Raw genomic sequence first — 23986 nt, forward strand, 5'->3', positions numbered from 1 at the left:
ATAAGTTTAAGGAATCAAAGTAATGACAGCAAATAACCTGCGTGAGCAAATCTCTCAGCTTGTCGCTCAGTATGCGAATGAGGCATTGAGCCCGAAACCTTTTGTTGCAGGTACAAGCGTTGTGCCTCCTTCCGGGAAGGTTATTGGTGCCAAAGAGTTACAATTGATGGTTGAGGCGTCTCTTGATGGATGGCTAACTACTGGTCGTTTCAATGATGCCTTTGAGAAAAAACTTGGGGAATTTATTGGGGTTCCTCATGTTTTAACGACTACATCTGGCTCTTCGGCAAACTTGCTGGCACTGACTGCGCTGACTTCCCCAAAATTAGGCGAGCGTGCTCTCAAACCTGGTGATGAGGTTATTACTGTCGCTGCTGGCTTCCCGACTACAGTTAACCCGGCGATCCAGAATGGTTTAATACCGGTATTCGTGGATGTTGATATCCCGACATATAATATCGATGCCTCTCTCATTGAAGCTGCAGTTACTGAGAAATCAAAAGCGATAATGATCGCTCATACACTCGGTAATGCATTTAACCTGAGTGAAGTTCGTCGGATTGCCGATAAATATAACTTATGGTTGATTGAAGACTGCTGTGATGCCCTTGGGACGACTTATGAAGGCCAGATGGTAGGTACCTTTGGTGACATCGGAACCGTTAGTTTTTATCCGGCTCACCATATCACAATGGGTGAAGGCGGTGCTGTATTCACCAAGTCAGGTGAACTGAAGAAAATTATTGAGTCGTTCCGTGACTGGGGCCGGGATTGTTATTGTGCGCCAGGATGCGATAACACCTGCGGTAAACGTTTTGGTCAGCAATTGGGATCTCTTCCTCAAGGCTATGATCACAAATATACTTATTCCCACCTCGGATATAATCTCAAAATCACGGACATGCAGGCAGCATGTGGTCTGGCTCAGTTGGAGCGCGTAGAAGAGTTTGTAGAGCAGCGTAAAGCTAACTTTTCCTATCTGAAACAGGGCTTGCAATCTTGCACTGAATTCCTCGAATTACCAGAAGCAACAGAGAAATCAGACCCATCCTGGTTTGGCTTCCCTATCACCCTGAAAGAAACTAGCGGTGTTAACCGTGTCGAACTGGTGAAATTCCTTGATGAAGCAAAAATCGGTACACGTTTACTGTTTGCTGGAAATCTGATTCGCCAACCGTATTTTGCTAATGTGAAATATCGTGTAGTGGGTGAGTTGACAAATACCGACCGTATAATGAATCAAACGTTCTGGATTGGTATTTATCCAGGCTTGACTACAGAGCATTTAGATTATGTAGTTAGCAAGTTTGAAGAGTTCTTTGGTTTAAATTTCTAATTTAATCTATTCTATCTGGTGATTGCGATGACCTTTTTGAAAGAATATGTAATTGTCAGTGGGGCTTCCGGCTTTATTGGTAAGCATTTACTCGAAGCTCTAAAAAAATCGGGGATTTCAGTTGTCGCAATCACTCGAGATGTAATAAAAAATAATAGTAATGCATTAGCTAATGTTAGATGGTGCTGTTGGGATAATATCGAATTATTAGTGGAGGAGTTATCAATTGATTCTGCATTAATTGGTATCATTCATTTGGCAACAGAATATGGGCATAAAACATCATCTCTCATAAATATTGAAGATGCAAATGTTATAAAACCATTAAAGCTTCTTGATTTGGCAATAAAATATCGGGCGAATATCTTTTTAAATACAGATAGTTTTTTTGCCAAGAAAGATTTTAATTATCAACATATGCGGCCTTATATAATTACTAAAAGACACTTTGATGAAATTGGGCATTATTATGCTAATATGCATGACATTTCATTTGTAAACATGCGATTAGAGCATGTATATGGGCCTGGGGATGGTGAAAATAAATTTATTCCATACATTATCGACTGCTTAAATAAAAAACAGAGTTGTGTGAAATGTACAACAGGCGAACAGATAAGAGACTTTATTTTTGTAGATGATGTGGTAAATGCTTATTTAACTATATTAGAAAATAGAAAAAAAGTACCTTCATATACTGAGTATCAAGTTGGAACTGGTGCTGGGGTAAGTTTGAAGGATTTTCTGGTTTATTTGCAAAATACTATGATGCCAGGTTCATCGAGTATATTTGAATTCGGTGCGATAGAGCAAAGAGATAATGAAATAATGTTCTCTGTTGCAAATAATAAAAATTTAAAAGCAATGGGCTGGAAACCAAATTTCGATTATAAAAAAGGAATTGAAGAACTACTGAAACGGTTATGAGATTTTCATGATCTTTTAATAAATAAATCGTTAACAAATTAGTCGCGTTATGTTGTAAAAACTAAGTCGTTTAATTGCATAGTGAAAGTTCAATTGTTAAAAATTCCGAGTCATTTAATTGTTGCAGGTTCATCATGGTTATCCAAAATAATAATTGCTGGGGTGCAGTTAGCAAGTATTTCATATCTTATTTCTATACTAGGTGAAGAGAAATATGCAATCTTTAGTTTGTTAACTGGTTTATTAGTATGGTGTAGCGCTGTTGATTTTGGCATAGGTACAGGACTGCAAAATTATATATCAGAATGCAGAGCCAAAAACAAAAGTTATGATGCATATATTAAATCAGCATTACATCTAAGCTTTATAGCTATTGTTTTTTTTATTGCTTTATTTTATATTTTTTCTGGAGTAATTTCCTCTAAATATCTTTCTTCTTTTCATGAGATATTACAGGATAAAACCAGAATGCTCTTTTTTACCTCATGTCTAGTTTTCAGTTCTATTGGAATCGGAGCCATTGCTTATAAAATACTTTTTGCCGAATTGGTCGGGTGGAAAGCTAATCTATTAAACGCATTATCTTATATGATAGGTATGCTTGGCTTGCTATATATATACTATAGGGGGATTTCAGTTGACATAAAATTATCACTAATAGTCCTGTATCTTCCAGTGGGTATGATTTCATTGTGCTATATTGTATATAGATACATAAAGCTTTATCACGTTAAAACAACAAAATCTTATTATATAGCGATTTTACGTAGATCTTCAGGGTTTTTTCTTTTTACTTTATTATCGATAGTGGTACTTCAAACAGATTATATGGTCATTTCTCAAAGGCTAACTCCTGCTGATATTGTCCAATATACAGTAACGATGAAAATTTTTGGTTTAGTCTTTTTTATTTATACTGCTATTTTGCAAGCATTATGGCCTATATGTGCTGAATTGAGAGTCAAACAGCAATGGAAAAAACTTAACAAAATGATAGGTGTCAATATTTTGCTTGGCTCACTATATGTTGTTGGATGTACAATATTTATTTATTTATTTAAAGAACAGATATTTTCAGTAATAGCCAAAGATATTAATTATCAAGTTTCTATGTTATCTTTTATGTTAATTGGCATATATTTCTGTATTCGTGTTTGGTGTGATACTTATGCAATGTTATTGCAAAGTATGAATTATTTAAAAATACTTTGGATATTAGTACCACTACAAGCAATAATTGGTGGAATAGCACAATGGTATTTTTCTAGTAAGCTTGGAATCAGCGGAGTGCTACTTGGCTTGATTATATCTTTTGCTTTAACTGTTTTTTGGGGGCTTCCACTAACTTACTTAATTAAGGCAAATAAGGAATAATCATATGCTTGTATCATTTTGTATTCCAACTTATAATAGAAAAGAATACCTTGAAGAGTTGTTAAATAGTATAAATAATCAGGAAAAATTTAATTTAGATATTGAGATATGCATATCAGATAATGCCTCTACTGATGGTACAGAGGAAATGATTGATGTTTGGAGGAATAATTATAATTTCCCAATAATATATCGGCGTAATAGCGTTAACCTTGGGCCGGATAGGAATTTTCTTGCTTCAGTATCCCTTGCGAATGGGGATTATTGTTGGATATTTGGCAGTGATGATGCTCTTGCGAAAGACTCGTTAGCGATATTACAAACTTATCTCGATTCTCAAGCAGATATATATTTATGTGACAGAAAAGAGACCGGGTGTGATTTAGCTGAGATTAGAAATCCTCATCGTTCCTGGCTCAGAACAGATGATGAGCTTTATGTGTTTAATAATAATTTAGATAGGGAAATCTATCTCAGTAGATGCTTATCTATTGGTGGCGTATTTAGCTATCTAAGTTCTTTAATAGTAAAAAAAGAACGATGGGATGCCATTGATTTTGATGCGTCCTATATTGGCACTTCCTATCCTCATGTATTTATCATGATGAGCGTATTTAATACGCCTGGGTGCCTTTTGCATTATATATCAAAACCACTCGTAATATGTCGAGGAGATAATGATAGTTTCGAGAAGAAAGGAAAGGCCAGACGAATATTAATTGATTTTATTGCATATTTAAAATTAGCTAATGATTTTTACAGTAAAAATATATCTTTAAAACGAGCATTTGAAAATGTTTTGCTAAAAGAGAGACCATGGTTATATACAACTTTGGCTATGGCATGTTATGGCAATAGTGATGAAAAAAGAGATTTATCTGAATTTTATGCAAAGCTAGGTTGTAATAAAAATATGATCAACACTGTACTTCGATTTGGGAAACTAGCATATGCAGTGAAAAATATTACCGTGCTTAAGAATTTTACTAAACGGATAATTAAGTAGCCGTAAGCTATTGACCTTCCCCCTGTAAACAGTGCCAGTCTAAACTGAAGTTTCCGGCCTTTCTTCCATCTCACAGAGAGGCGCATTGCCATGAAAAAGACCCGTTATACCGAAGAACAGATTGCATTTGCCCTGAAACAGGCTGAAACCGGCACTCGCGTCGGGGAAGTCTGCAGAAAGATGGGAATTTCTGAGGCCACATTTTACAACTAGAAGAAAAAATTTGCCGGGCTGGGCGTGACGGAACTGCGGCGCCTGCGGCAACTGGAGGATGAGAATCAGCGGCTGAAGAAGCTGGCCGCTGAGCTGAGTCTGGACAAGGAGATGCTGCAGGAGATACTGAAGCAAAAGTTCTGAGGCCGGCTCAGAAGCGCCAGGCGGTGACATTTTTGCGGGAGGCTTACCGTATCAGCGTCCGGCGACGATGCGGGTTGCTGATGCAGAGCAGAACCGTTTACCACTGGCAGAGCCGGCGTGACGATCGGGCGATAACTCTGCGTATCCGGGAAATAGCGGAAACCCGGATACGCTACGGTTGCCCGCGTATTCATATTCAGTTGCGCCGGGAGGGATGGCCTGTTAACCACAAGAAACCCACCGGATTTATTGTCCGGAAGGCCTGAACCTGCGCAGAAAACGCCCCCGCAGACATGTCAGTGCAGCACGCCGTCAGCAGCGCCCGGTCCTGACGCATGTCGATCAGTGCTGGAGTATGGATTTTGTGTCAGATAATCTGTTTAACGGGCGGCGTTTTCGGGCGCTGACTGTAGTGGATAATTTTAGTCGGGAATGCCTGGCGATCCATGCCGGAAAATCATAAAAAGGCGAGGATGTGGTCAGAATAATGGAGGCACTGCGGGTGCTGGATAAGCGGCTGCCGGTACGAATCCAGACGGATAACGGCAGCGAGCTTATCTCAAAAAGTCTGGATAAATGGGCGTATGAACACGGCGTCACAATGGACTTCTCGCACCCCGGAAAGCCGACAGATAACCCGTTTATTGAATCATTTAACGGCAGTCTGCGGGATGAATGACTGAACATTCACTGGTTCCTGTCACTGGAAGATGCGCAGGAAAAACTCGACAACTGGCGCAGGGAATACAATCATGAGAGAACGCATTCATCATTAAATGACATGACTCCGGCTGAATTTATCCGGAGTCTCCGGAAAGACGAAGATCTCTGATTTAGCACTTACTGAATTTGGGCCAGGGTCAAATTCAACCGGGATCTCAAAAAAAGCATAGAACTAAAACGGGTCTATTCATATAATGATTTCAAAAAATGTTGTATATTGAGATTTAATGTGGACTTAACCTTTCCATTAAGAATCTGAAATTTATAGATAGAGTGTTAGCTTTATTTTTAATTAACAAAAATTTAATTATATAATATTTGTGAGTGTACTATGTTACCGCATACATTTATGTTCCTGATTTTTAATATAGTATATATGTTACCAGTAGCCTATGTACATTTTTTTGGGTTCTCCCTTGGAGGGGTTGAGGAGATTTTCAACGGTGATCCCAGTATGCTTGCAGATATGATGGTCTTTTACGTCGCTGTCTTGTTCTTTTACCTTGCGGGTTCGGCATTGTTAGGGTTTGGTATAAAAAATAAAAACATACAATGGATTATAGCATTTGATCTTCCAGTTATTGTAAAGATTCTATTCAGTTTAGTTTTATTTTCTATAGTACTATCAAAAGTATTGCTTTATCCTGAAGGAGTTTACTCGTCTTATGCCTTTGATTCTGGCGCTATGGCGAGTCGTGTCTGGAATATCTCTATGGGATTATCAGAACTAGGTATAATAATTTTTACATTTTGTTTAGTAACAAAGAATATAAAGTTTGCAGTTGTTACCTTTCTTATAGTCTCATTAAATCTACTACATGGGACTAGAATATTTACATTAATATTACTTCTAATGATTATATTTTATATAATTTTTATTAATAAAAGAATATCAAAACTGAAATTATTTATCATTTTGAGTATTTTTTTTAGTGCAATTGTGATATCATTTTTAATAATATTTATTATCCGTTCTAATGTCTCAATTGATAATATAAATATAGACCTAATTCTAAGCCCAATAGTATATGAATCTTTATTTAATCAAATATCTTTTATGCGGATGCTGGATTGGCTACATCAAGGGGCAGTTCCATTTGCACCACAAATGCTTTTTTCTGATTCAGCTATATTTACGTTACCGACTTTTCTTTTTGATGAAAAATCATCTTTAATGTATATAAATAAATTTGGAGAACTTAGCCCTTTAGGTGGCCTTTCCGGTTATGCTAGTGCAGTAATATATTTTTCGTATTATTATTTTCTGTGGTATTTTATTCTCGGTATTACATCAAGCCTATTATTAAGATTTACATCGAGTGTAAACTTTGTAATATTATCGAGAGTCATTTATATTTATTTTGTATGTGATTCTTTATTTAGATTTAATCGTGATCCTTGGTTTATTGCCATTAAGATGTTTGTGAATAATATAGTGTTTATATTGTTTGTTCTTATGATTATTGCTTTAAAGATGCGTATGGAAAAACGGAGAGCTATTCAATGATCGTTAACCTATCACGTTTAGGTAAAAGTGGTACGGGAATGTGGCAATACTCGATTAAATTTTTAACGGCACTGCGAGAAATAGCTGATGTTGACGCAATAATCTGTAGCAAGGTACACGCTGATTATTTTGAAAAGCTCGGTTATGCAGTAGTTACTGTTCCGAATATTGTTAGCAACACATCAAAAACATCGCGACTTAGACCATTAGTATGGTATGCATATAGTTACTGGCTTGCGCTGAGGGTTTTAATTAAGTTTGGTAATAAAAAATTGGTGTGTACTACGCATCACACTATTCCCTTACTGAGAAACCAAACGATAACCGTACATGATATAAGACCTTTTTATTATCCAGATAGTTTTATTCAGAAAGTGTATTTTCGCTTTTTATTAAAAATGTCCGTTAAGCGATGTAAGCATGTTTTAACGGTATCTTATACCGTTAAAGATAGCATTGCTAAAACTTATAATGTAGATAGTGAGAAAATATCAGTAATTTATAACAGCGTTAATAAATCTGATTTTATACAAAAAAAAGAAAAAGAGAATTACTTTTTAGCTGTTGGAGCAAGTTGGGCACATAAAAATATTCATTCATTCATAAAAAATAAAAAAGTTTGGTCTGACTCTTATAATTTAATTATTGTATGTGGTCGTACTGACTATGCAATGTCTCTCCAACAAATGGTCGTTGATCTGGAACTAACAGATAAAGTGATTTTTTTACATGAAGTCTCATTTAATGAATTAAAAGTTCTATATTCTAAAGCCTATGCGCTTGTTTATCCATCTATTGATGAGGGTTTTGGCATACCTCCTATTGAAGCGATGGCATCAAATACTCCAGTTATAGTGTCCGATATACCAGTATTTCATGAAGTGTTAACCAATGGTGCATTATATGTGAATCCGGATGATGAAAAAAGCTGGCAGAGTGCAATTGAAAATATAGAGCAGTTGCCTGATGCAATTTCCCGATTTAACAACTATGTCGCACGGTATGACTTTGATAATATGAAGCAGATGGTTGGCAATTGGTTGGCGGAATCAAAATAAATGAAGATAACATTAATTATTCCCACATATAATGCAGGGTCGCTTTGGCCTAATGTTCTGGATGCGATTAAGCAGCAAACTATATATCCGGATAAATTGATTGTTATAGACTCAGGTTCTAAAGATGAAACGGTTCCGTTAGCCTCAGACCTGAAAAATATATCAATATTTAATATTGACTCTAAAGATTTTAATCATGGAGGAACCAGGAATTTAGCAGTTGCAAAAACTCTGGACGCTGATGTTATAATTTTTCTAACGCAAGATGCAATTCTTGCGGATTCGGATGCAATTAAAAATTTAGTTTATTATTTTTCAGATCCATTGATAGCAGCGGTTTGTGGTAGACAACTTCCTCATAAAGATGCTAATCCTCTTGCAGTGCATGCCAGAAAATTTAATTATAGTTCAAAATCTATTGTTAAAAGTAAGGCAGATATAGAAAAATTGGGTATTAAAACTGTATTTATGTCCAATTCTTTTGCTGCCTATCGCCGTTCCGTTTTTGAAGAGTTAAGTGGGTTTCCTGAACATACAATTCTTGCCGAGGATATGTTTATGGCGGCTAAGATGATTCAGGCGGGTTATAAGGTCGCCTACTGCGCTGAAGCGGTGGTAAGACACTCCCATAATTATACCCCGCGAGAAGAGTTTCAACGATATTTTGATACTGGTGTATTTCATGCTTGTTCTCCGTGGATTCAGCGTGACTTTGGCGGAGCCGGTGGTGAGGGTTTCCGCTTCGTAAAATCAGAGATTCAATTCCTGCTTAAAAATGCACCGTTCTGGATTCCAAGAGCGTTATTAACAACTTTTGCTAAATTCCTGGGTTACAAATTAGGCAAGCATTGGCAATCTTTACCGTTGTCTACATGTCGCTATTTTAGCATGTACAAGAGTTATTGGAATAATATCCAGTATTCTTCGTCAAAAGAGATAAAATAAATGTCTGTTCTTCCCGTAATTATGGCTGGCGGCACAGGTAGCCGTTTATGGCCGCTTTCACGCGAATATCATCCGAAGCAGTTTCTAAGCGTTGAAGGTAAACTATCAATGCTGCAAAATACTATAAAGCGATTAGCTTCACTTTCTACAGAAGAACCCGTTGTCATTTGCAATGACAGACACCGTTTCTTAGTCGCTGAACAACTCCGTGAAATTGACAAGTTAGCAAATAATATTATTCTCGAGCCGGTAGGCCGTAATACTGCACCAGCGATCGCTCTTGCCGCGTTTTGTGCGCTCCAGAATGCTGATAATGTTGATCCTCTTTTGTTGGTTCTTGCTGCAGATCATGTGATCCAGGATGATATAGCTTTTACGAAAGCTGTCAGACGTGCTGAAGAATACGCCGCAAATGGTAAGCTTGTAACTTTTGGTATTGTTCCAACGCATGCTGAAACAGGTTATGGATATATTCGTCGGGGTGAGTTGATAGGAAATGACGCTTATGCAGTGGCTGAATTTGTGGAGAAACCGGATATCGATACCGCCGGTGACTATTTCAAATCAGGGAAATATTACTGGAATAGCGGTATGTTTTTATTTCGTGCAAGCTCTTATTTAAACGAATTAAAGTATTTATCACCTGAAATTTATAAAGCTTGTGAAAAGGCGGTAGGTCATATAAATCCCGATCTTGATTTTATTCGTATTGATAAAGAAGAGTTTATGTCATGCCCGAGTGATTCTATCGATTATGCAGTTATGGAGCACACACAGCATGCCGTGGTGATACCAATGAGCGCTGGCTGGTCGGATGTGGGATCCTGGTCCTCACTTTGGGATATATCGAATAAAGATCATCAGAGAAATGTTTTAAAAGGAGATATCTTCGCACATGCTTGTAATGATAATTACATTTATTCCGAAGATATGTTTATAAGTGCGATTGGTGTAAGCAATCTTGTCATTGTTCAAACAACAGACGCTTTACTGGTGGCTAATAAAGATACAGTACAAGATGTTAAAAAAATTGTCGATTATTTAAAACGGAATGATAGGAACGAATATAAACAACATCAAGAAGTTTTCCGCCCCTGGGGAAAATATAATGTGATTGATAGCGGCAAAAATTACCTCGTTAGATGTATCACTGTTAAGCCGGGTGAGAAATTTGTGGCGCAGATGCATCACCACCGGGCTGAGCATTGGATAGTATTATCCGGGACTGCTCGTGTTACAAAGGGTGAGCAGATTTATATGGTTTCTGAAAATGAATCAACATTTATTCCTCCGGATACTATTCACGCGCTGGAAAATCCCGGAATGATCCCCCTGAAGTTAATTGAGATTCAATCAGGTACCTATCTTGGTGAGGATGATATTATTCGTTTAGAACAACGTTCTGGATTTTCGAAGGAGTGGACTAATGAACGTAGTTAATAATAGCCGTGATGTTATTCATTCATCAGGTATTGTGTTTGGAACGAGTGGGGCTCGCGGTCTTGTAAAAGATTTTACACCTCAGGTATGTGCTGCTTTTACGGTTTCATTTGTTGCCGTTATGCAGGAACATTTTTCCTTTGATACCGTAGCATTGGCAATAGATAATCGTCCAAGTAGTTATGGGATGGCTCAGGCGTGTGCTGCTGCATTGGCGGATAAAGGCGTTAACTGTATTTTTTATGGAGTGGTACCAACCCCAGCTTTGGCCTTTCAGTCTATGTCTGACAATATGCCTGCGATAATGGTTACGGGAAGTCATATTCCATTCGAGCGGAACGGCCTCAAGTTCTATCGTCCCGATGGTGAAATCACGAAACATGATGAGGCTGCGATCCTTAGTGTTGAAGATACGTGTAGCCATTTAGAGCTTAAAGAACTCATAGTTTCAGAAATGGCTGCTGTTAATTATATATCTCGTTATACATCTTTATTTTCTACTCCATTCCTGAAAAATAAGCGTATTGGTATTTACGAACATTCAAGCGCTGGGCGTGATCTTTATAAGCCTTTATTTATTGCATTGGGGGCTGAAGTTATTAGCTTGGGTAGAAGCGATAACTTTGTACCTATAGATACAGAGGCTGTAAGCAAAGAGGATCGGGAAAAAGCACGCTCATGGGCTAAAGAGTTCGATTTAGATGCCATATTCTCAACAGATGGGGATGGTGATCGCCCTCTTATTGCTGATGAGGCAGGCGAGTGGTTGAGAGGCGATGTATTAGGTCTATTATGTTCACTTGCATTGGATGCAGAAGCCGCCGCTATTCCTGTTAGTTGTAATAGCATAATTTCTTCTGGCCGCTTTTTTAAACATGTTAAGCTTACGAAAATTGGATCGCCTTATGTTATCGAAGCTTTTAATGAATTATCGCGGAGTTATAGTCGTATTGTCGGCTTTGAAGCCAATGGCGGTTTTTTATTAGGAAGCGACATCTGTATTAACGAGCAGAATCTTCATGCCTTACCAACTCGTGATGCTGTATTACCAGCAATAATGCTGCTTTACAAAAGTAGGAATACCAGCATTAGCGCTTTAGTCAATGAACTCCCAACTCGTTACACCCATTCTGACAGATTGCAGGGGATTACGACTGATAAAAGTCAATCCTTAATTAGTATGGGCAGAGAAAATCTGAGCAACCTCTTAAGCTATATTGGCTTGGAGAATGAAGGTGCAATTTCTACAGATATGACAGATGGTATGCGAATTACCTTACGTGATGGATGTATTGTGCATTTGCGCGCTTCTGGTAATGCACCTGAGTTACGCTGCTATGCAGAAGCTAATTTATTAAATAGAGCTCAGGAACTTGTAAATACAACGCTTGCTAATATTAAAAAACGATGCTTGCCGTAAAAGAATTGAATGTTATTTACTTAATATGCCTATTTTATTTACATTATGCACGGTCAGAGGGTGAGGATTAAATGGATAATATTGATAATAAGTATAATCCACAGCTATGTAAAATTTTTTTGGCTATATCGGATTTGATTTTTTTTAATTTAGCCTTATGGTTTTCATTAGGATGTGTCTATTTTATTTTTGATCAAGTACAGCGATTTATTCCTCAAGACCAATTAGATACAAGAGTTATTACACATTTTATTTTGTCAGTAGTATGTGTCGGTTGGTTTTGGATTCGTTTGCGACATTATACATACCGCAAGCCATTTTGGTATGAGTTAAAAGAAATTTTTCGTACGATCGTTATTTTTGCTATATTTGATTTGGCTCTGATAGCGTTTACAAAATGGCAGTTTTCACGCTATGTCTGGGTGTTTTGTTGGACTTTTGCTATAATCCTGGTGCCTTTTTTTCGCGCACTTACAAAGCATTTATTGAACAAGCTAGGTATCTGGAAGAAAAAAACTATCATCCTGGGGAGCGGACAGAATGCTCGTGGTGCATATTCTGCGCTGCAAAGTGAGGAGATGATGGGGTTTGATGTTATCGCTTTTTTTGATACGGATGCGTCAGATGCTGAAATAAATATGTTGCCGGTGATAAAGGATACTGAGATTATTTGGGATTTAAATCGTACAGGTGATGTCCATTATATCCTTGCTTATGAATACACCGAGTTGGAGAAAACACATTTTTGGCTACGTGAACTTTCAAAACATCATTGTCGTTCTGTTACTGTAGTCCCCTCGTTTAGAGGATTGCCATTATATAATACTGATATGTCTTTTATCTTTAGCCATGAAGTTATGTTATTAAGGATACAAAATAACTTGGCTAAAAGGTCGTCCCGTTTTCTCAAAAGGACATTTGATATTGTTTGTTCAATAATGATTCTTATAATTGCATCACCACTTATGATTTATCTGTGGTATAAAGTTACTCGAGATGGTGGTCCGGCTATTTATGGTCATCAGCGAGTAGGTCGGCATGGAAAACTTTTTCCATGCTACAAATTTCGTTCTATGGTTATGAATTCTCAAGAGGTACTAAAAGAACTTTTGGCTAACGATCCTATTGCCAGGGCTGAATGGGAAAAAGATTTTAAACTGAAAAATGATCCTCGAATCACAGCTGTAGGTCGATTTATACGTAAAACTAGCCTTGATGAGTTGCCACAACTTTTTAATGTACTAAAAGGTGATATGAGCCTGGTTGGACCACGACCTATCGTTTCGGATGAACTGGAGCGTTATTGTGATGATGTTGATTATTATTTGATGGCAAAGCCGGGCATGACAGGTCTATGGCAAGTGAGTGGGCGTAATGATGTTGATTATGACACCCGTGTTTATTTTGATTCCTGGTATGTTAAAAACTGGACGCTTTGGAATGATATTGCCATTCTGTTTAAAACAGCGAAAGTTGTTTTGCGGCGAGATGGTGCGTATTAAGCTTAACGAGAAGTACTGAATAATAATTGTATAAAATAGCCTGCGTAAAATCTGAACGCATCAATCGCTACCTTAATATCATATCTTTGAGTTAACATACTATTCACCTTTAACCTGCCATGACCGTTTGTGGCAGGGTTTCCACACCTGACAGGAGTATGTAATGTCCAAGCAACAGATCGGCGTCGTCGGTATGGCAGTGATGGGGCGCAACCTCGCGCTCAACATCGAAAGCCGTGGTTATACCGTCTCCGTTTTCAACCGCTCCCGTGAAAAGACCGAAGAAGTGATTGCCGAGAATCCCGGCAAAAAGCTGGTGCCTTATTACACGGTGAAAGAGTTTGTTGAATCCCTCGAAACGCCTCGTCGTATCCTGTTAATGGTGAAAGCGGGCGCAGGTACTGATGCAGCTATCGATTCGCTGAAACCGTATCTGGAAAAAGGCGATATCATTATTGATGGCGGTAACACCTTCTTCCAGGACACAATCCGTCGCAATCGCGAGCTGTCTGCGGAAGGTTTTAACTTTATCGGTACCGGTGTTTCCGGTGGTGAAGAGGGCGCGCTGAAAGGGCCATCTATCATGCCTGGCGGTCAGAAAGATGCCTATGAACTGGTGGCGCCGATCCTGACGAAGATTGCTGCTGTGGCGGAAGATGGCGAACCGTGCGTGACCTATATCGGCGCCGATGGTGCTGGTCACTATGTCAAGATGGTCCACAATGGTATTGAATATGGCGATATGCAGCTTATCGCTGAAGCTTACTCCTTGCTGAAAGGCGGCCTGAACCTCAGCAATGAAGAGCTGGCGAACACTTTTACCGAGTGGAATAACGGCGAGCTGAGCAGTTATCTGATCGACATCACTAAAGACATCTTCACTAAAAAAGATGAAGACGGAAACTACCTGGTGGATGTCATTCTTGATGAAGCCGCCAACAAAGGGACCGGTAAATGGACCAGCCAGAGCGCGCTGGATCTGGGCGAACCGCTGTCGCTGATTACCGAATCTGTCTTTGCGCGTTACATCTCTTCGTTGAAAGCGCAACGTGTTGCCGCATCTAAAGTGCTCTCCGGGCCGAAAGCGCAGCCGGCAGGCGACAAAGCGGAATTTATCGAGAAAGTGCGTCGCGCGCTGTATCTTGGCAAGATCGTCTCCTATGCGCAGGGCTTCTCGCAGCTACGCGCCGCGTCTGATGAATATCACTGGGATCTCAACTACGGCGAGATTGCTAAGATTTTCCGTGCGGGTTGTATCATTCGCGCTCAGTTCCTGCAGAAAATCACCGATGCTTACGCAGAAAACGCTGGTATTGCCAATTTGCTGTTAGCGCCTTACTTCAAGAAAATTGCTGATGAGTACCAGCAGGCGCTGCGTGATGTTGTGGCTTACGCGGTGCAGAACGGCATTCCGGTGCCGACATTCTCTGCGGCAGTGGCCTACTATGACAGCTATCGCGCCGCAGTACTGCCAGCTAACTTAATTCAGGCGCAGCGTGACTACTTTGGTGCGCACACCTATAAACGTACTGATAAAGAAGGCATTTTCCATACCGAATGGTTGGAGTAATTTCTGCAAAAATGTTTAAGCCCGGTTTAATACCGGGCTTTTTTTTATCTCTATTCTTATTGATTTATCGCTTTTGCTTAATATTAACTTAATAATCTGTGTTTATCGTAATGAAGATAATCTGAATTGTTTTCGTCTGCGTTGCACTTTATATACTCAGGCGTTAAAACTTTAATATCTTATCAGGATGCGAAATACATCATGATTCATAATTAAGTTAATTCTGAGAGCGAATAATGAAAATCACGATATCCGGGACGGGTTATGTTGGCTTGTCTAATGGTTTGCTTATTGCACAACATCATGATGTGGTGGCGTTAGACATTGTTCCTTCCCGTGTTGAACTGTTAAATGATCGGATATCTCCGATTGTTGATAAAGAAATTCAGCAATTTTTAAAGGAAGATAACATCAGATTCAGGGCAACGCTGGATAAGTTTGATGCGTACCAGAATGCAGATTACGTCATCATTGCTACGCCTACAGATTACGATCCAAAAACCAACTATTTTGATACGTCCAGTGTGGAATCGGTCATTCAGGATGTGATCAGCTTCAACCCCGCAGCCGTGATGATTATTAAGTCTACGGTGCCGGTTGGCTTCACGGCAGCAATGCGCCAGAAGTTTGCGACAGAAAATATCATTTTCTCTCCGGAGTTTTTACGTGAAGGTAAGGCCCTTTACGATAACCTTTATCCTTCCCGTATCGTGATTGGGGAACAGTCTGAGCGCGCCAGAGAATTTGCCGCATTACTCCAGGAAGGCGCTATTAAACAGGAGATTCCGACGCTGTTTACGGACTCCACTGAAGCGGAAGCCATTAAACTTTTCGCCAATACTTATCTCGCTATGCGAGTCGCTTATTTTAATGAATTAGACAGCTATGCTGAAACGTTAGGATTAAATACCCGACAAATTATTGAAGGGGTGTGCCTCGATCCGCGTATTGGCAATCATTATAATAATCCCTCTTTTGGTTATGGCGGATATTGTTTGCCAAAAGATACCAAACAGTTGCTGGCTAATTATCAGTCGGTGCCTAATAATATTATCTCCGCTATCGTTGAAGCAAACCGTACGCGTAAAGATTTTATTGCCGACGCTATCCTCGCCAGAAAGCCTAAAGTGGTGGGCATTTATCGCCTGATTATGAAGAGTGGCTCCGATAACTTCCGCGCCTCATCGATTCAGGGGATTATGAAGCGCATTAAAGCGAAAGGCGTAGAGGTCATTATCTATGAGCCGGTAATGGAAGAAGATACTTTCTTCAACTCTCGCCTTGAGCGTGATTTGCACTGCTTTAAACAGCAGGCGGATGTCATTATTTCCAACAGGATGGCGGCAGAGCTTTTGGATGTCGCTGAAAAAGTGTATACCCGCGATCTTTTCGGTAGTGATTAATAAGGCAATCGGGGCTGATGAGTCCCGATGATTTATTGACCAAATGGAAATAATGTCTGATTTTTATCATTAATCCTATGGCATATATTTGCTTTATGACTACACTGTCTCCAGCTTCATCCTTTTTTTAGTTAGGGTATCTATGACAGTGGATAGTAATACGTCTTCCGGGCGTGGGAACGATCCGGAACAGATTGATTTGATTGAGTTATTGCTACAGTTATGGCGTGGGAAGATGACCATTATTGTAGCCGTTGTTATCGCCATTTTGCTGGCCGTAGGCTACCTGATGATAGCCAAAGAAAAATGGACATCCACGGCGATTATTACCCAACCTGATGCCGCGCAGGTTGCCACCTATACCAACGCGCTCAACGTCTTGTATGGCGGGAATGCTCCCAAAATCTCTGAAGTGCAGGCGAATTTTATAAGCCGCTTTAGCTCTGCGTTTTCCGCATTATCGGAAGCGCTGGATAATCAGAAAGAGCGGGAAAAGCTCACCATTGAACAGTCGGTAAAGGGGCAGGCGCTGCCACTCTCGGTTTCTTATGTGAGTACTACCGCTGAAGGGGCGCAGCGTCGGCTGGCGGAATATATCCAACAGGTGGATGAAGAGGTCGCTAAGGAACTGGAAGTTGACCTGAAAGATAACATCACGCTGCAAACCAAAACGTTGCAGGAGTCTCTTGAGACGCAGGAAGTTGTGGCGCAGGAACAAAAAGATCTGCGTATTAAGCAAATCGAAGAAGCGTTGCGTTATGCGGATGAGGCCAAAATCACGCAGCCGCAGATTCAGCAAACCCAGGATGTTACCCAGGACACGATGTTCCTGCTGGGCAGCGATGCGCTGAAATCGATGATACAGAACGAAGCGACGCGTCCACTGGTCTTTTCTCCGGCCTATTACCAGACGAAGCAGACACTGCTGGACATTAAAAATCTGAAAGTGACTGCCGATACGGTGCACGTCTATCGTTATGTGATGAAGCCGACGTTGCCGGTCCGTCGCGATAGCCCGAAAACAGCCATTACTCTCGTGCTGGCAGTGTTGCTGGGCGGGATGATCGGCGCCGGGATTGTGCTGGGACGCAATGCGCTACGTAGCTATAAGCCAAAAGCCTTGTAAGCTTCTTTGCCGGATGGTGGTACAAGTGCCTTATTCGGCTACGACAGGTAAAATTTCTCACTAAAAAACCGGGCGTTGCCCGGTTTTTTTACGCTTATTGATGACGCTTACGAAGATTGTCGATCACGGTGGTGAGGTTGAGATCCTGATCCTGCAACAGCACCAGCAGGTGGTACATCAAATCAGACGCTTCATTGGTCAGCTCAACACGATCGTTAACGGTGGCCGCCAGCGCGGTTTCCACACCTTCTTCGCCAACTTTTTGCGCAATACGTTTGGTACCGCTGGCGTACAGTTTCGCCGTGTAAGAGCTGGCCGGATCGGCGGTTTTGCGCTCTGCCAGTAGCTGCTCCAGTTGATACAGGAATAACCACTGATGGCCGGCGTCGCCAAAGCAGCTACTGGTACCTTTGTGGCAGGTCGGCCCGACAGGGTTTGCCAGCACCAGCAGTGTATCGTTGTCGCAATCTGGCGCAATGCTGACGACATTCAGCACATGGCCTGAGGTTTCGCCTTTGGTCCATAAACGCTGTTTCGTGCGTGAGAAGAACGTAACATGGCCGGATTCAATGGTTTTGTCCAGCGCTTGTGGGTTCATATAGCCCAGCATCAATACTTCGCCGGATACTGCATGTTGCACGATGGCTGGCATCAGGCCATCGGTTTTTTCCCAGTCCAGCTCGCGGCGTTGTTGCTCTGTTAACATATCCTGATCTCCACGCCCTGGCCTGCCAGGTACGCTTTTAATTCGCCAATATTGATGATTTGCTTGTGAAAAACGGAGGCGGCAAGCGCGCCGTCGACATCGGCATCACGGAATGCCTCAAGAAAGTGTTCCATCGTGCCCGCGCCGCCGGAGGCGATCAGCGGCACGCGGCAAACGTCACGGACTTTTTTCAACTGCGTCAGATCATAACCGTTACGCACGCCGTCCTGGTTCATCATATTCAGGACGATTTCCCCCGCGCCGCGCTGTTGTACCACTTGCACCCAATCCAGCGTCTCCCACTGCGTCACGCGGGTACGGTTTTCATCGCCGGTATACTGGTTAACATGATATTTCCCCGTGGCGTCGTCAAACCAGGTATCAATCCCGACGACAATGCACTGTACGCCAAAACGGTCAGCCAGACGGGTAATCAGCGTTGGGTCAGCCAGCGCCGGGGAGTTGATAGAGATCTTATCCGCCCCGAAAGAAAGAATTTTGGCGGCGTCGTCAATTGACCGGATACCGCCCGCTACGCAAAACGGAATGTCGATCACCTCGGCAACGCGCGCCACCCAGCTTTTATCGACTACGCGACCATCGCTGGAGGCGGTAATGTCATAGAACACCAGTTCGTCCGCGCCTTCGTCGGCATAGCGTTTGGCCAGCGGAACGATATCGCCAATGATCTCATGGTTGCGAAACTGTACGCCTTTCACCACCTGACCATCACGAACGTCCAGACACGGAATTATACGTTTTGCCAGCATTGGATGGCCTCCTTAACGGTAAATTTCCCTTCTAACAGCGCGCGCCCGACAATCACGCCGCGCACGCCGGTGCCGCGCAGGGCGGCAATATCATCGATATCGCCAATACCGCCGGAGGACTGAAAGGCGATTTGCGGATATCTGGTGCATACCTCTTCGTACAGAGAAACGTTAGAGCCCGCCAGCGTGCCGTCGCGGGAAATATCGGTACACAGTACATGTTTCAGGCCGACGGGGAGATAGGTCTCCACCAGTTGTTCCAGCGAGACGCCGGAATTTTCCTGCCAGCCGCTAACCGCCACCTGCTTATTGCCGTGTTCGTCTATGCGAACGTCCAGCGCCAGCACCAGCGCCTGCGCGCCAAAACGTTCAAACCAGCCTTTCACCACGTCAGGGGATTTCACCGCCGTTGAACCGATGACCACACGGGCAACGCCAGCTTTCAGTAATGCCGCAACGTCTTCTTCGGTACGCACGCCGCCGCCGACCTGAACAGGCACGTTCACGCCCGCGACCAGGGTTTTAATCAGCGGTATCTGTCGCTTCGCCGGATCTTTAGCGCCGGTCAGATCTACCAGATGCAGCACCCCGGCGCCCTGGGCGGCGTAATCCTGCAAACGGGGTAGGGGATCGTTACCGTAATCCCGCTGGCGGGCGTAGTCGCCCTGATGGAGACGCACCACGGTGCCGTCAATTAAATCTAATGCCGGAATAATCATTACATCTCCAGGAAGTTTTTCAGCAACTGTGCGCCCGCCGCGCCCGAACGTTCCGGATGGAACTGTACGCCGAAGAAATTATCTTTCTGTACCGCCGCGGTAAACGGCTCGCCGTAATTGCACTGGGCGATAGTCCACGGGTTGACCGGCATCGCGTAGCTGTGAACAAAGTAAAAATAGGCGCCATCTTCAATGCCCTGAAACAGCCGATTGCCCGCCTGCGGATACACACGATTCCAGCCCATGTGCGGCAGCGGCAGACCAAAGTCGGTCATTTTCGGCACGTCTTGTTCGATAATGTTCAGCAGATCCACGCCGCGCGTCTCTTCGCTGCGACGACCCAGCAGTTGCATCCCTAAGCAGATACCCAGTACCGGCTGAGTACACGCTTTAATTAAGTCGATCAGTTCACGTTCGCGCAGTTGATCCATAGCGGCCTGCGCCGTGCCGACGCCGGGTAGAAAGAGTTTGTCAGCGCGTAATACGATTTCCGCTTCGCGGCTAACCACCGGGGTGTAACCGTGGCGCGCCACGGCGGATTTTACCGAGCTTAAATTGGCGCAGCCGGTGTCAAGGATGACGACGTTCATCACAGCACTCCTTTCGAGGACGGTAATGTATCGCCCTCCACGCGAATAGCCTGGCGTAGCGTCCGACCAAAGGCTTTAAACAAACTTTCGACACGGTGGTGATCGTTCTTACCCTTAGTCTTGAGATGCAGAGTGACGCCCATCGTGTAAGAGAGTGAGCGGAAAAAGTGTTCAATCATCTCTGTGCTCAAATCGCCCACACGCTGGTAGGTAAATTCAGCTTTATATTCCAGATGCGGACGACCGGAAATATCCAGCGCGCAGCGCGCCAGACATTCATCCATCGGCAGTACAAAGCCAAAACGGCAGATACCGCGCTTGTCGCCGAGTGCCAGTTTTAATGCCTCACCGAGCGCCAGTCCGGTATCTTCTACCGTGTGGTGATCGTCGATATAGAGATCGCCCTTAACGGTAATCTCCATGCGAAAGCCGCCGTGGGTGGCGATTTGATCGAGCATATGGTCAAAGAAGCCGACGCCGGTATTAATCTTGCTGTTGCCTTCGCGATCCAGCCAGACGCTGACATCAATCTGTGTCTCTTTGGTGTTGCGGACCACATGCGCATAGCGATCGCGTTTCGTTAGCTGTTCGCCAATCATCGTCCAGTTCAGCGTTTCACGGTGATAGCGTAAACCAGTAATGCCCATGTTATCAGCGAGCTGGATATCGGTCGCACGATCGCCAATCACATAGCTGTTGGCGCTATCCATCGCTTGTTCCGCAAGATAACGCTCCACCAGCTTCACTTTGGGCTTGCGGCAGTCGCAATCGTCTACGGGCAGATGAGGGCAGATCAGCACCTCATCAAAGCGTACGCCCTGAGAGGTGAAAATCTGCATCATCAGGTTGTGCGGTCCGTCGAAGTCCGCCTGCGGGAAGCTTTGCGTGCCAAGTCCATCCTGGTTAGTGATCATCACCAGCTTAAAACCGGCTTTTTGCAGTTTCAGCAATACGGGAATCACCTCTGGCTCAAAGGCCAGTTTATCAAAGCGGTCTACCTGAAAATCGCTCGGCGGTTCGGAAATCAAGGTTCCGTCCCGGTCGATGAAAAGATACTTCTGACTCATACTGGCTCCGCACGTAAGGCGTCAATGACGCGCTGGTTTTCCTGGCGGGTGCCGACCGTAATCCGCAGGCAGCCGCTTAAAGAAGGTTGTTTGTTCTGATCGCGTAAGATAATGCCCTGATCCCATAAGGATTTAAACACGCTGCTGGAGGCAGTAAATCGCGCCAGAATATAGTTGGTTTCAGAGTCAAAGACGTGTTCTACGCAGGCGGTCTGTTGCAGGGCATTCACCAGATACTGACGTTCCTGCACTGTCTGCGCCACGCGATCGCGCATTGCGTTTATTCCCTGCGGACTCAGCGCCTGGGCGGCGATATCCGCCACTGGCGTAGAAAGCGGATAAGGGGCGATCACTTTTAACAGCAGGTTGATCACCTCTTCATTAGCCAGAGTAAAGCCGCAGCGCAGACCCGCCAGCGCAAAAGCTTTCGACAATGTGCGCAGGATAACCAGATGAGGATATTCAACCAGCCAGCCTGTCAGCGTGGCCTGTGGGCAAAACTCAATATAAGCTTCGTCGGCGACGACTATCGCTTTACCGCGTGTCAACTCCAGCAGCGTGCGCAGATCCTGCGGGTTGATAAGTTGCCCGGTAGGATTATTGGGGCTACAAACGAACACCACTTTTGCGCCGTCAAGGTTGTCGGAAATCCCCTGTAGATCCAGCTGCCAGTTTTCAAGCGCGGGAACCGTCCGGCGCTCTACACCAATGGTTTCGGCGCTGACGCTGTACATACCGTAAGTGGGCGGACAGTAGAGAATGGCGTCTTTCCCCGGTTCACAGAAGGCGCGGATCACCAGCTCGATCCCTTCATCCGCGCCGCGGCTGACCAGCACCTGCTCCGGCTTTACGCCAGCATATTGCGCGTAGTTTTCAATCACGGCCTTTGGCTGGCATTCCGGGTAGCGGTTAAGCGTTTGTTGGGTGAGCTGAAACTCCACCGCTGTCGGGAATTCATTCGCGTTCAGCCAGACATCGCCGTTACCGCCCAGACGGCGGGCGGACTGATACGGTACCAGGTTGCGGACATTTTCACGGGCTAAGTCAGCGACGCTGAGAGTGTTTTCAGTGCTCATGCTTGCTCCTTGAGGGCGTTTACGCGCAGGGTCACGGCATTTTTATGGGCGGTCAGACGTTCTGCCGCCGCCAATGTTTCAATGGTTGATGCCAGAGCGGAAAAGCCCGCTTTCGACAGTTCCTGAACGGTCATCCGTTTCTGGAAATCCGCTAACCCAAGGCTGGAACAGGTAGCAGTATAGCCATAGGTCGGTAAGACATGGTTGGTTCCGGAAGCGTAATCACCGGCGGATTCCGGCGACCAGTCGCCGAGAAATACCGAGCCTGCGCTGGTAATCACATCCACCAAATCGCGCGCATTGCGCGTCTGGATGATTAAGTGTTCCGGCCCATACTGATTAGAGATGGCGACGCACTGCGCTAAATCTTTGGTCACAATCAGACGACTGGCGCTCAGGGCCTGCCGGGCGGTGTCCGCGCGCGGCAGTTCTGCAAGTTGACGTTCTACCGCCTCCGCCACCTTGCGGGCAATGTCAGCATCAGGCGTCAGCAGGATCACCTGCGAATCCGGACCGTGCTCAGCCTGGGAGAGCAGGTCAGAAGCGACGAAATCCGGTGTTGCGCCGCTGTCGGCGATCACCAGTACTTCAGACGGCCCGGCTGGCATATCGATAGCCGCGCCGTCGAGGCGTTGGCTGACCTGACGCTTGGCTTCGGTTACAAAGGCGTTGCCGGGGCCAAAAATTTTATCCACTTTCGGTACGGACTCGCTGCCGAAGGCCAGAGCGGCAATCGCCTGCGCGCCGCCGACGTTAAAGATTTCCTGCACGCCACACAGTTGTGCCGCATAGAGGATTTCATCAGCGATGGGCGGCGGCGAGCACAGAACCACGTTCTGGCATCCCGCAATGCGCGCCGGCGTCGCCAGCATCAGCACCGTTGAGAAGAGCGGAGCCGAGCCGCCGGGAATATACAGACCGACAGACGCGACGGGACGCGTAACCTGCTGGCAACGCACGCCTGGCTGGGTTTCCACATCTACAGGCGGTAGCGTCTGCGCGGAATGGAACGTTTCAATATTTTTGACGGCCGCGGCCATCGCCTGTTTTAATTCGTCGCTCAGACGCGCGCCGGCGGCGGCGATCTCTTCAGGGGTGACGCGTAGCGCTGTCACTTCTGTTTTATCAAATTTAGCGCTGTATTCACGCAGGGCATCGTCACCGCGCGTTTTTACATTATCCAGAATATCGCTGACCGTCCGGGTAATACTGTCAGAGGCGGAAATCGCCGGACGCGTCAGCAGCGCACGCTGCTGTTCAGGGCTACAGCTGTTCCAGTCAATCAGGGTATTGAAGCTCATGGTCTTTACTCCATCACAGGGTTCCGCCTTATCCGGCCTACTGAACCCAAAATATCAACGCAT

General features: G+C 43.9%; 20 protein-coding genes and 1 pseudogene. 14 read left to right on the forward strand and 7 right to left on the reverse strand.

Annotation, left to right across the window (positions count from 1 at the left end):
* The first annotated feature begins 22 nt into the window (after nucleotides 1-22).
* From rfbH to wzzB, 14 genes and pseudogenes are all read left to right on the forward strand, one after another.
* Nucleotides 23-1336 carry a lipopolysaccharide biosynthesis protein RfbH gene (gene rfbH, locus LDB27_RS08095; RefSeq protein WP_000126349.1) on the forward strand — a complete coding sequence of 438 codons (1314 nt, stop codon included), beginning with the start codon at nucleotides 23-25 and terminating at the stop codon, nucleotides 1334-1336.
* Nucleotides 1337-1363: 27 nt separating this feature from the next.
* Entirely contained in the window at nucleotides 1364-2263 is a 900-nt protein-coding gene (gene rfbJ / locus LDB27_RS08100; RefSeq protein ID WP_000143397.1) for a CDP-abequose synthase, read from the forward strand.
* A gap of 81 nt (nucleotides 2264-2344) precedes the next feature.
* On the forward strand, nucleotides 2345-3637 hold the full coding sequence (locus LDB27_RS08105) for an MATE family efflux transporter (RefSeq protein ID WP_024132298.1): 1293 nt from the start codon (nucleotides 2345-2347) through the stop codon (nucleotides 3635-3637).
* Nucleotides 3638-3641: 4 nt separating this feature from the next.
* Nucleotides 3642-4643, forward strand: a complete 1002-nt coding sequence (gene rfbV / locus LDB27_RS08110) for an abequosyltransferase RfbV (protein ID WP_000961305.1) — start codon at nucleotides 3642-3644, stop codon at nucleotides 4641-4643.
* 90 nt (nucleotides 4644-4733) lie between these two features.
* Nucleotides 4734-5832, forward strand: a pseudogene (locus tag LDB27_RS08115) (IS3 family transposase).
* A 240-nt stretch (nucleotides 5833-6072) separates the two neighbouring features.
* Nucleotides 6073-7230 (forward strand): O-antigen polymerase, encoded by a 1158-nt coding sequence (locus LDB27_RS08120; protein ID WP_000478553.1) that lies wholly within the window; start codon nucleotides 6073-6075, stop codon nucleotides 7228-7230.
* Nucleotides 7227-8288, forward strand: coding sequence for a glycosyltransferase family 4 protein (locus tag LDB27_RS08125; protein ID WP_001530303.1), 1062 nt, complete (start codon nucleotides 7227-7229; stop codon nucleotides 8286-8288). The genes LDB27_RS08120 and LDB27_RS08125 overlap by 4 nt, the downstream gene beginning before the upstream one ends.
* Nucleotides 8289-9233 (forward strand): O antigen biosynthesis rhamnosyltransferase RfbN, encoded by a 945-nt coding sequence (gene rfbN, locus LDB27_RS08130; protein ID WP_000705150.1) that lies wholly within the window; start codon nucleotides 8289-8291, stop codon nucleotides 9231-9233. It abuts the gene before it with no gap.
* Entirely contained in the window at nucleotides 9234-10673 is a 1440-nt protein-coding gene (locus LDB27_RS08135) for a mannose-1-phosphate guanylyltransferase/mannose-6-phosphate isomerase (RefSeq protein WP_001528486.1), read from the forward strand.
* Nucleotides 10660-12093, forward strand: a complete 1434-nt coding sequence (rfbK, locus tag LDB27_RS08140; protein ID WP_001103637.1) for an O-antigen biosynthesis phosphomannomutase RfbK — start codon at nucleotides 10660-10662, stop codon at nucleotides 12091-12093. Before LDB27_RS08135 ends, rfbK begins: the two co-directional genes overlap by 14 nt.
* Nucleotides 12094-12164: 71 nt before the next feature.
* Nucleotides 12165-13595: an undecaprenyl-phosphate galactose phosphotransferase gene (locus LDB27_RS08145; RefSeq protein WP_000368703.1), complete on the forward strand. Its 1431-nt coding sequence runs from the start codon at nucleotides 12165-12167 to the stop codon at nucleotides 13593-13595.
* 163 nt (nucleotides 13596-13758) lie between these two features.
* Nucleotides 13759-15165, forward strand: a complete 1407-nt coding sequence (gene gndA, locus LDB27_RS08150; protein ID WP_000043532.1) for an NADP-dependent phosphogluconate dehydrogenase — start codon at nucleotides 13759-13761, stop codon at nucleotides 15163-15165.
* 236 nt (nucleotides 15166-15401) lie between these two features.
* Nucleotides 15402-16568: a UDP-glucose 6-dehydrogenase gene (ugd, locus tag LDB27_RS08155; protein WP_000704821.1), complete on the forward strand. Its 1167-nt coding sequence runs from the start codon at nucleotides 15402-15404 to the stop codon at nucleotides 16566-16568.
* Between the two features lie 142 nt (nucleotides 16569-16710).
* A complete protein-coding gene (gene wzzB, locus LDB27_RS08160; RefSeq protein WP_000215266.1) occupies nucleotides 16711-17694 on the forward strand; it encodes an LPS O-antigen chain length determinant protein WzzB in 984 nt (327 codons plus the stop codon).
* Nucleotides 17695-17788: 94 nt separating this feature from the next.
* On the opposite strand, the gene hisIE is transcribed toward wzzB, so the two are convergent.
* The 7 genes from hisIE to hisD are packed head-to-tail and all read right to left on the reverse strand — an operon-like array spanning nucleotide 17789 to nucleotide 23923.
* On the reverse strand, nucleotides 17789-18400 hold the full coding sequence (hisIE, locus tag LDB27_RS08165) for a bifunctional phosphoribosyl-AMP cyclohydrolase/phosphoribosyl-ATP diphosphatase HisIE (protein WP_000954844.1): 612 nt from the start codon (nucleotides 18398-18400) through the stop codon (nucleotides 17789-17791).
* Complete coding sequence (gene hisF, locus LDB27_RS08170) at nucleotides 18394-19170, reverse strand: imidazole glycerol phosphate synthase subunit HisF (protein ID WP_000880126.1); 777 nt, start codon at nucleotides 19168-19170, stop codon at nucleotides 18394-18396. The genes hisIE and hisF overlap by 7 nt, the downstream gene beginning before the upstream one ends.
* On the reverse strand, nucleotides 19152-19889 hold the full coding sequence (gene hisA, locus LDB27_RS08175) for a 1-(5-phosphoribosyl)-5-[(5-phosphoribosylamino)methylideneamino]imidazole-4-carboxamide isomerase (protein WP_000586408.1): 738 nt from the start codon (nucleotides 19887-19889) through the stop codon (nucleotides 19152-19154). The genes hisF and hisA overlap by 19 nt, the downstream gene beginning before the upstream one ends.
* A complete protein-coding gene (hisH, locus tag LDB27_RS08180) occupies nucleotides 19889-20479 on the reverse strand; it encodes an imidazole glycerol phosphate synthase subunit HisH (RefSeq protein ID WP_001103591.1) in 591 nt (196 codons plus the stop codon). Before hisH ends, hisA begins: the two co-directional genes overlap by 1 nt.
* Entirely contained in the window at nucleotides 20479-21546 is a 1068-nt protein-coding gene (hisB, locus tag LDB27_RS08185; protein ID WP_023257654.1) for a bifunctional histidinol-phosphatase/imidazoleglycerol-phosphate dehydratase HisB, read from the reverse strand. Before hisB ends, hisH begins: the two co-directional genes overlap by 1 nt.
* Complete coding sequence (gene hisC, locus LDB27_RS08190) at nucleotides 21543-22622, reverse strand: histidinol-phosphate transaminase (RefSeq protein WP_000102710.1); 1080 nt, start codon at nucleotides 22620-22622, stop codon at nucleotides 21543-21545. The genes hisB and hisC overlap by 4 nt, the downstream gene beginning before the upstream one ends.
* Nucleotides 22619-23923 (reverse strand): histidinol dehydrogenase, encoded by a 1305-nt coding sequence (gene hisD, locus LDB27_RS08195; RefSeq protein ID WP_023257655.1) that lies wholly within the window; start codon nucleotides 23921-23923, stop codon nucleotides 22619-22621. Before hisD ends, hisC begins: the two co-directional genes overlap by 4 nt.
* Nucleotides 23924-23986 lie beyond the last annotated feature (63 nt).

It is taken from the genome of Salmonella sp. JXY0409-18, assembly GCF_020268625.1.
Taxonomy (GTDB): domain Bacteria; phylum Pseudomonadota; class Gammaproteobacteria; order Enterobacterales; family Enterobacteriaceae; genus Salmonella; species Salmonella enterica.

What these genes read in the sequence shown, in the direction of transcription:
- rfbH (WP_000126349.1), top strand. Translation starts at nt 23, where the DNA reads ATGACAGCAAATAACCTGCGTGAGCAAATCTCTCAGCTTGTCGCTCAG.
- rfbJ (WP_000143397.1), top strand. Translation starts at nt 1,364, where the DNA reads ATGACCTTTTTGAAAGAATATGTAATTGTCAGTGGGGCTTCCGGCTTT.
- rfbV (WP_000961305.1), top strand. Translation starts at nt 3,642, where the DNA reads ATGCTTGTATCATTTTGTATTCCAACTTATAATAGAAAAGAATACCTT.
- LDB27_RS08120 (WP_000478553.1), top strand. Translation starts at nt 6,073, where the DNA reads ATGTTCCTGATTTTTAATATAGTATATATGTTACCAGTAGCCTATGTA.
- LDB27_RS08125 (WP_001530303.1), top strand. Translation starts at nt 7,227, where the DNA reads ATGATCGTTAACCTATCACGTTTAGGTAAAAGTGGTACGGGAATGTGG.
- rfbN (WP_000705150.1), top strand. Translation starts at nt 8,289, where the DNA reads ATGAAGATAACATTAATTATTCCCACATATAATGCAGGGTCGCTTTGG.
- LDB27_RS08135 (WP_001528486.1), top strand. Translation starts at nt 9,234, where the DNA reads ATGTCTGTTCTTCCCGTAATTATGGCTGGCGGCACAGGTAGCCGTTTA.
- rfbK (WP_001103637.1), top strand. Translation starts at nt 10,660, where the DNA reads ATGAACGTAGTTAATAATAGCCGTGATGTTATTCATTCATCAGGTATT.
- LDB27_RS08145 (WP_000368703.1), top strand. Translation starts at nt 12,165, where the DNA reads ATGGATAATATTGATAATAAGTATAATCCACAGCTATGTAAAATTTTT.
- gndA (WP_000043532.1), top strand. Translation starts at nt 13,759, where the DNA reads ATGTCCAAGCAACAGATCGGCGTCGTCGGTATGGCAGTGATGGGGCGC.
- ugd (WP_000704821.1), top strand. Translation starts at nt 15,402, where the DNA reads ATGAAAATCACGATATCCGGGACGGGTTATGTTGGCTTGTCTAATGGT.
- wzzB (WP_000215266.1), top strand. Translation starts at nt 16,711, where the DNA reads ATGACAGTGGATAGTAATACGTCTTCCGGGCGTGGGAACGATCCGGAA.
- hisIE (WP_000954844.1), bottom strand. Translation starts at nt 18,400, where the DNA reads ATGTTAACAGAGCAACAACGCCGCGAGCTGGACTGGGAAAAAACCGAT.
- hisF (WP_000880126.1), bottom strand. Translation starts at nt 19,170, where the DNA reads ATGCTGGCAAAACGTATAATTCCGTGTCTGGACGTTCGTGATGGTCAG.
- hisA (WP_000586408.1), bottom strand. Translation starts at nt 19,889, where the DNA reads ATGATTATTCCGGCATTAGATTTAATTGACGGCACCGTGGTGCGTCTC.
- hisH (WP_001103591.1), bottom strand. Translation starts at nt 20,479, where the DNA reads ATGAACGTCGTCATCCTTGACACCGGCTGCGCCAATTTAAGCTCGGTA.
- hisB (WP_023257654.1), bottom strand. Translation starts at nt 21,546, where the DNA reads ATGAGTCAGAAGTATCTTTTCATCGACCGGGACGGAACCTTGATTTCC.
- hisC (WP_000102710.1), bottom strand. Translation starts at nt 22,622, where the DNA reads ATGAGCACTGAAAACACTCTCAGCGTCGCTGACTTAGCCCGTGAAAAT.
- hisD (WP_023257655.1), bottom strand. Translation starts at nt 23,923, where the DNA reads ATGAGCTTCAATACCCTGATTGACTGGAACAGCTGTAGCCCTGAACAG.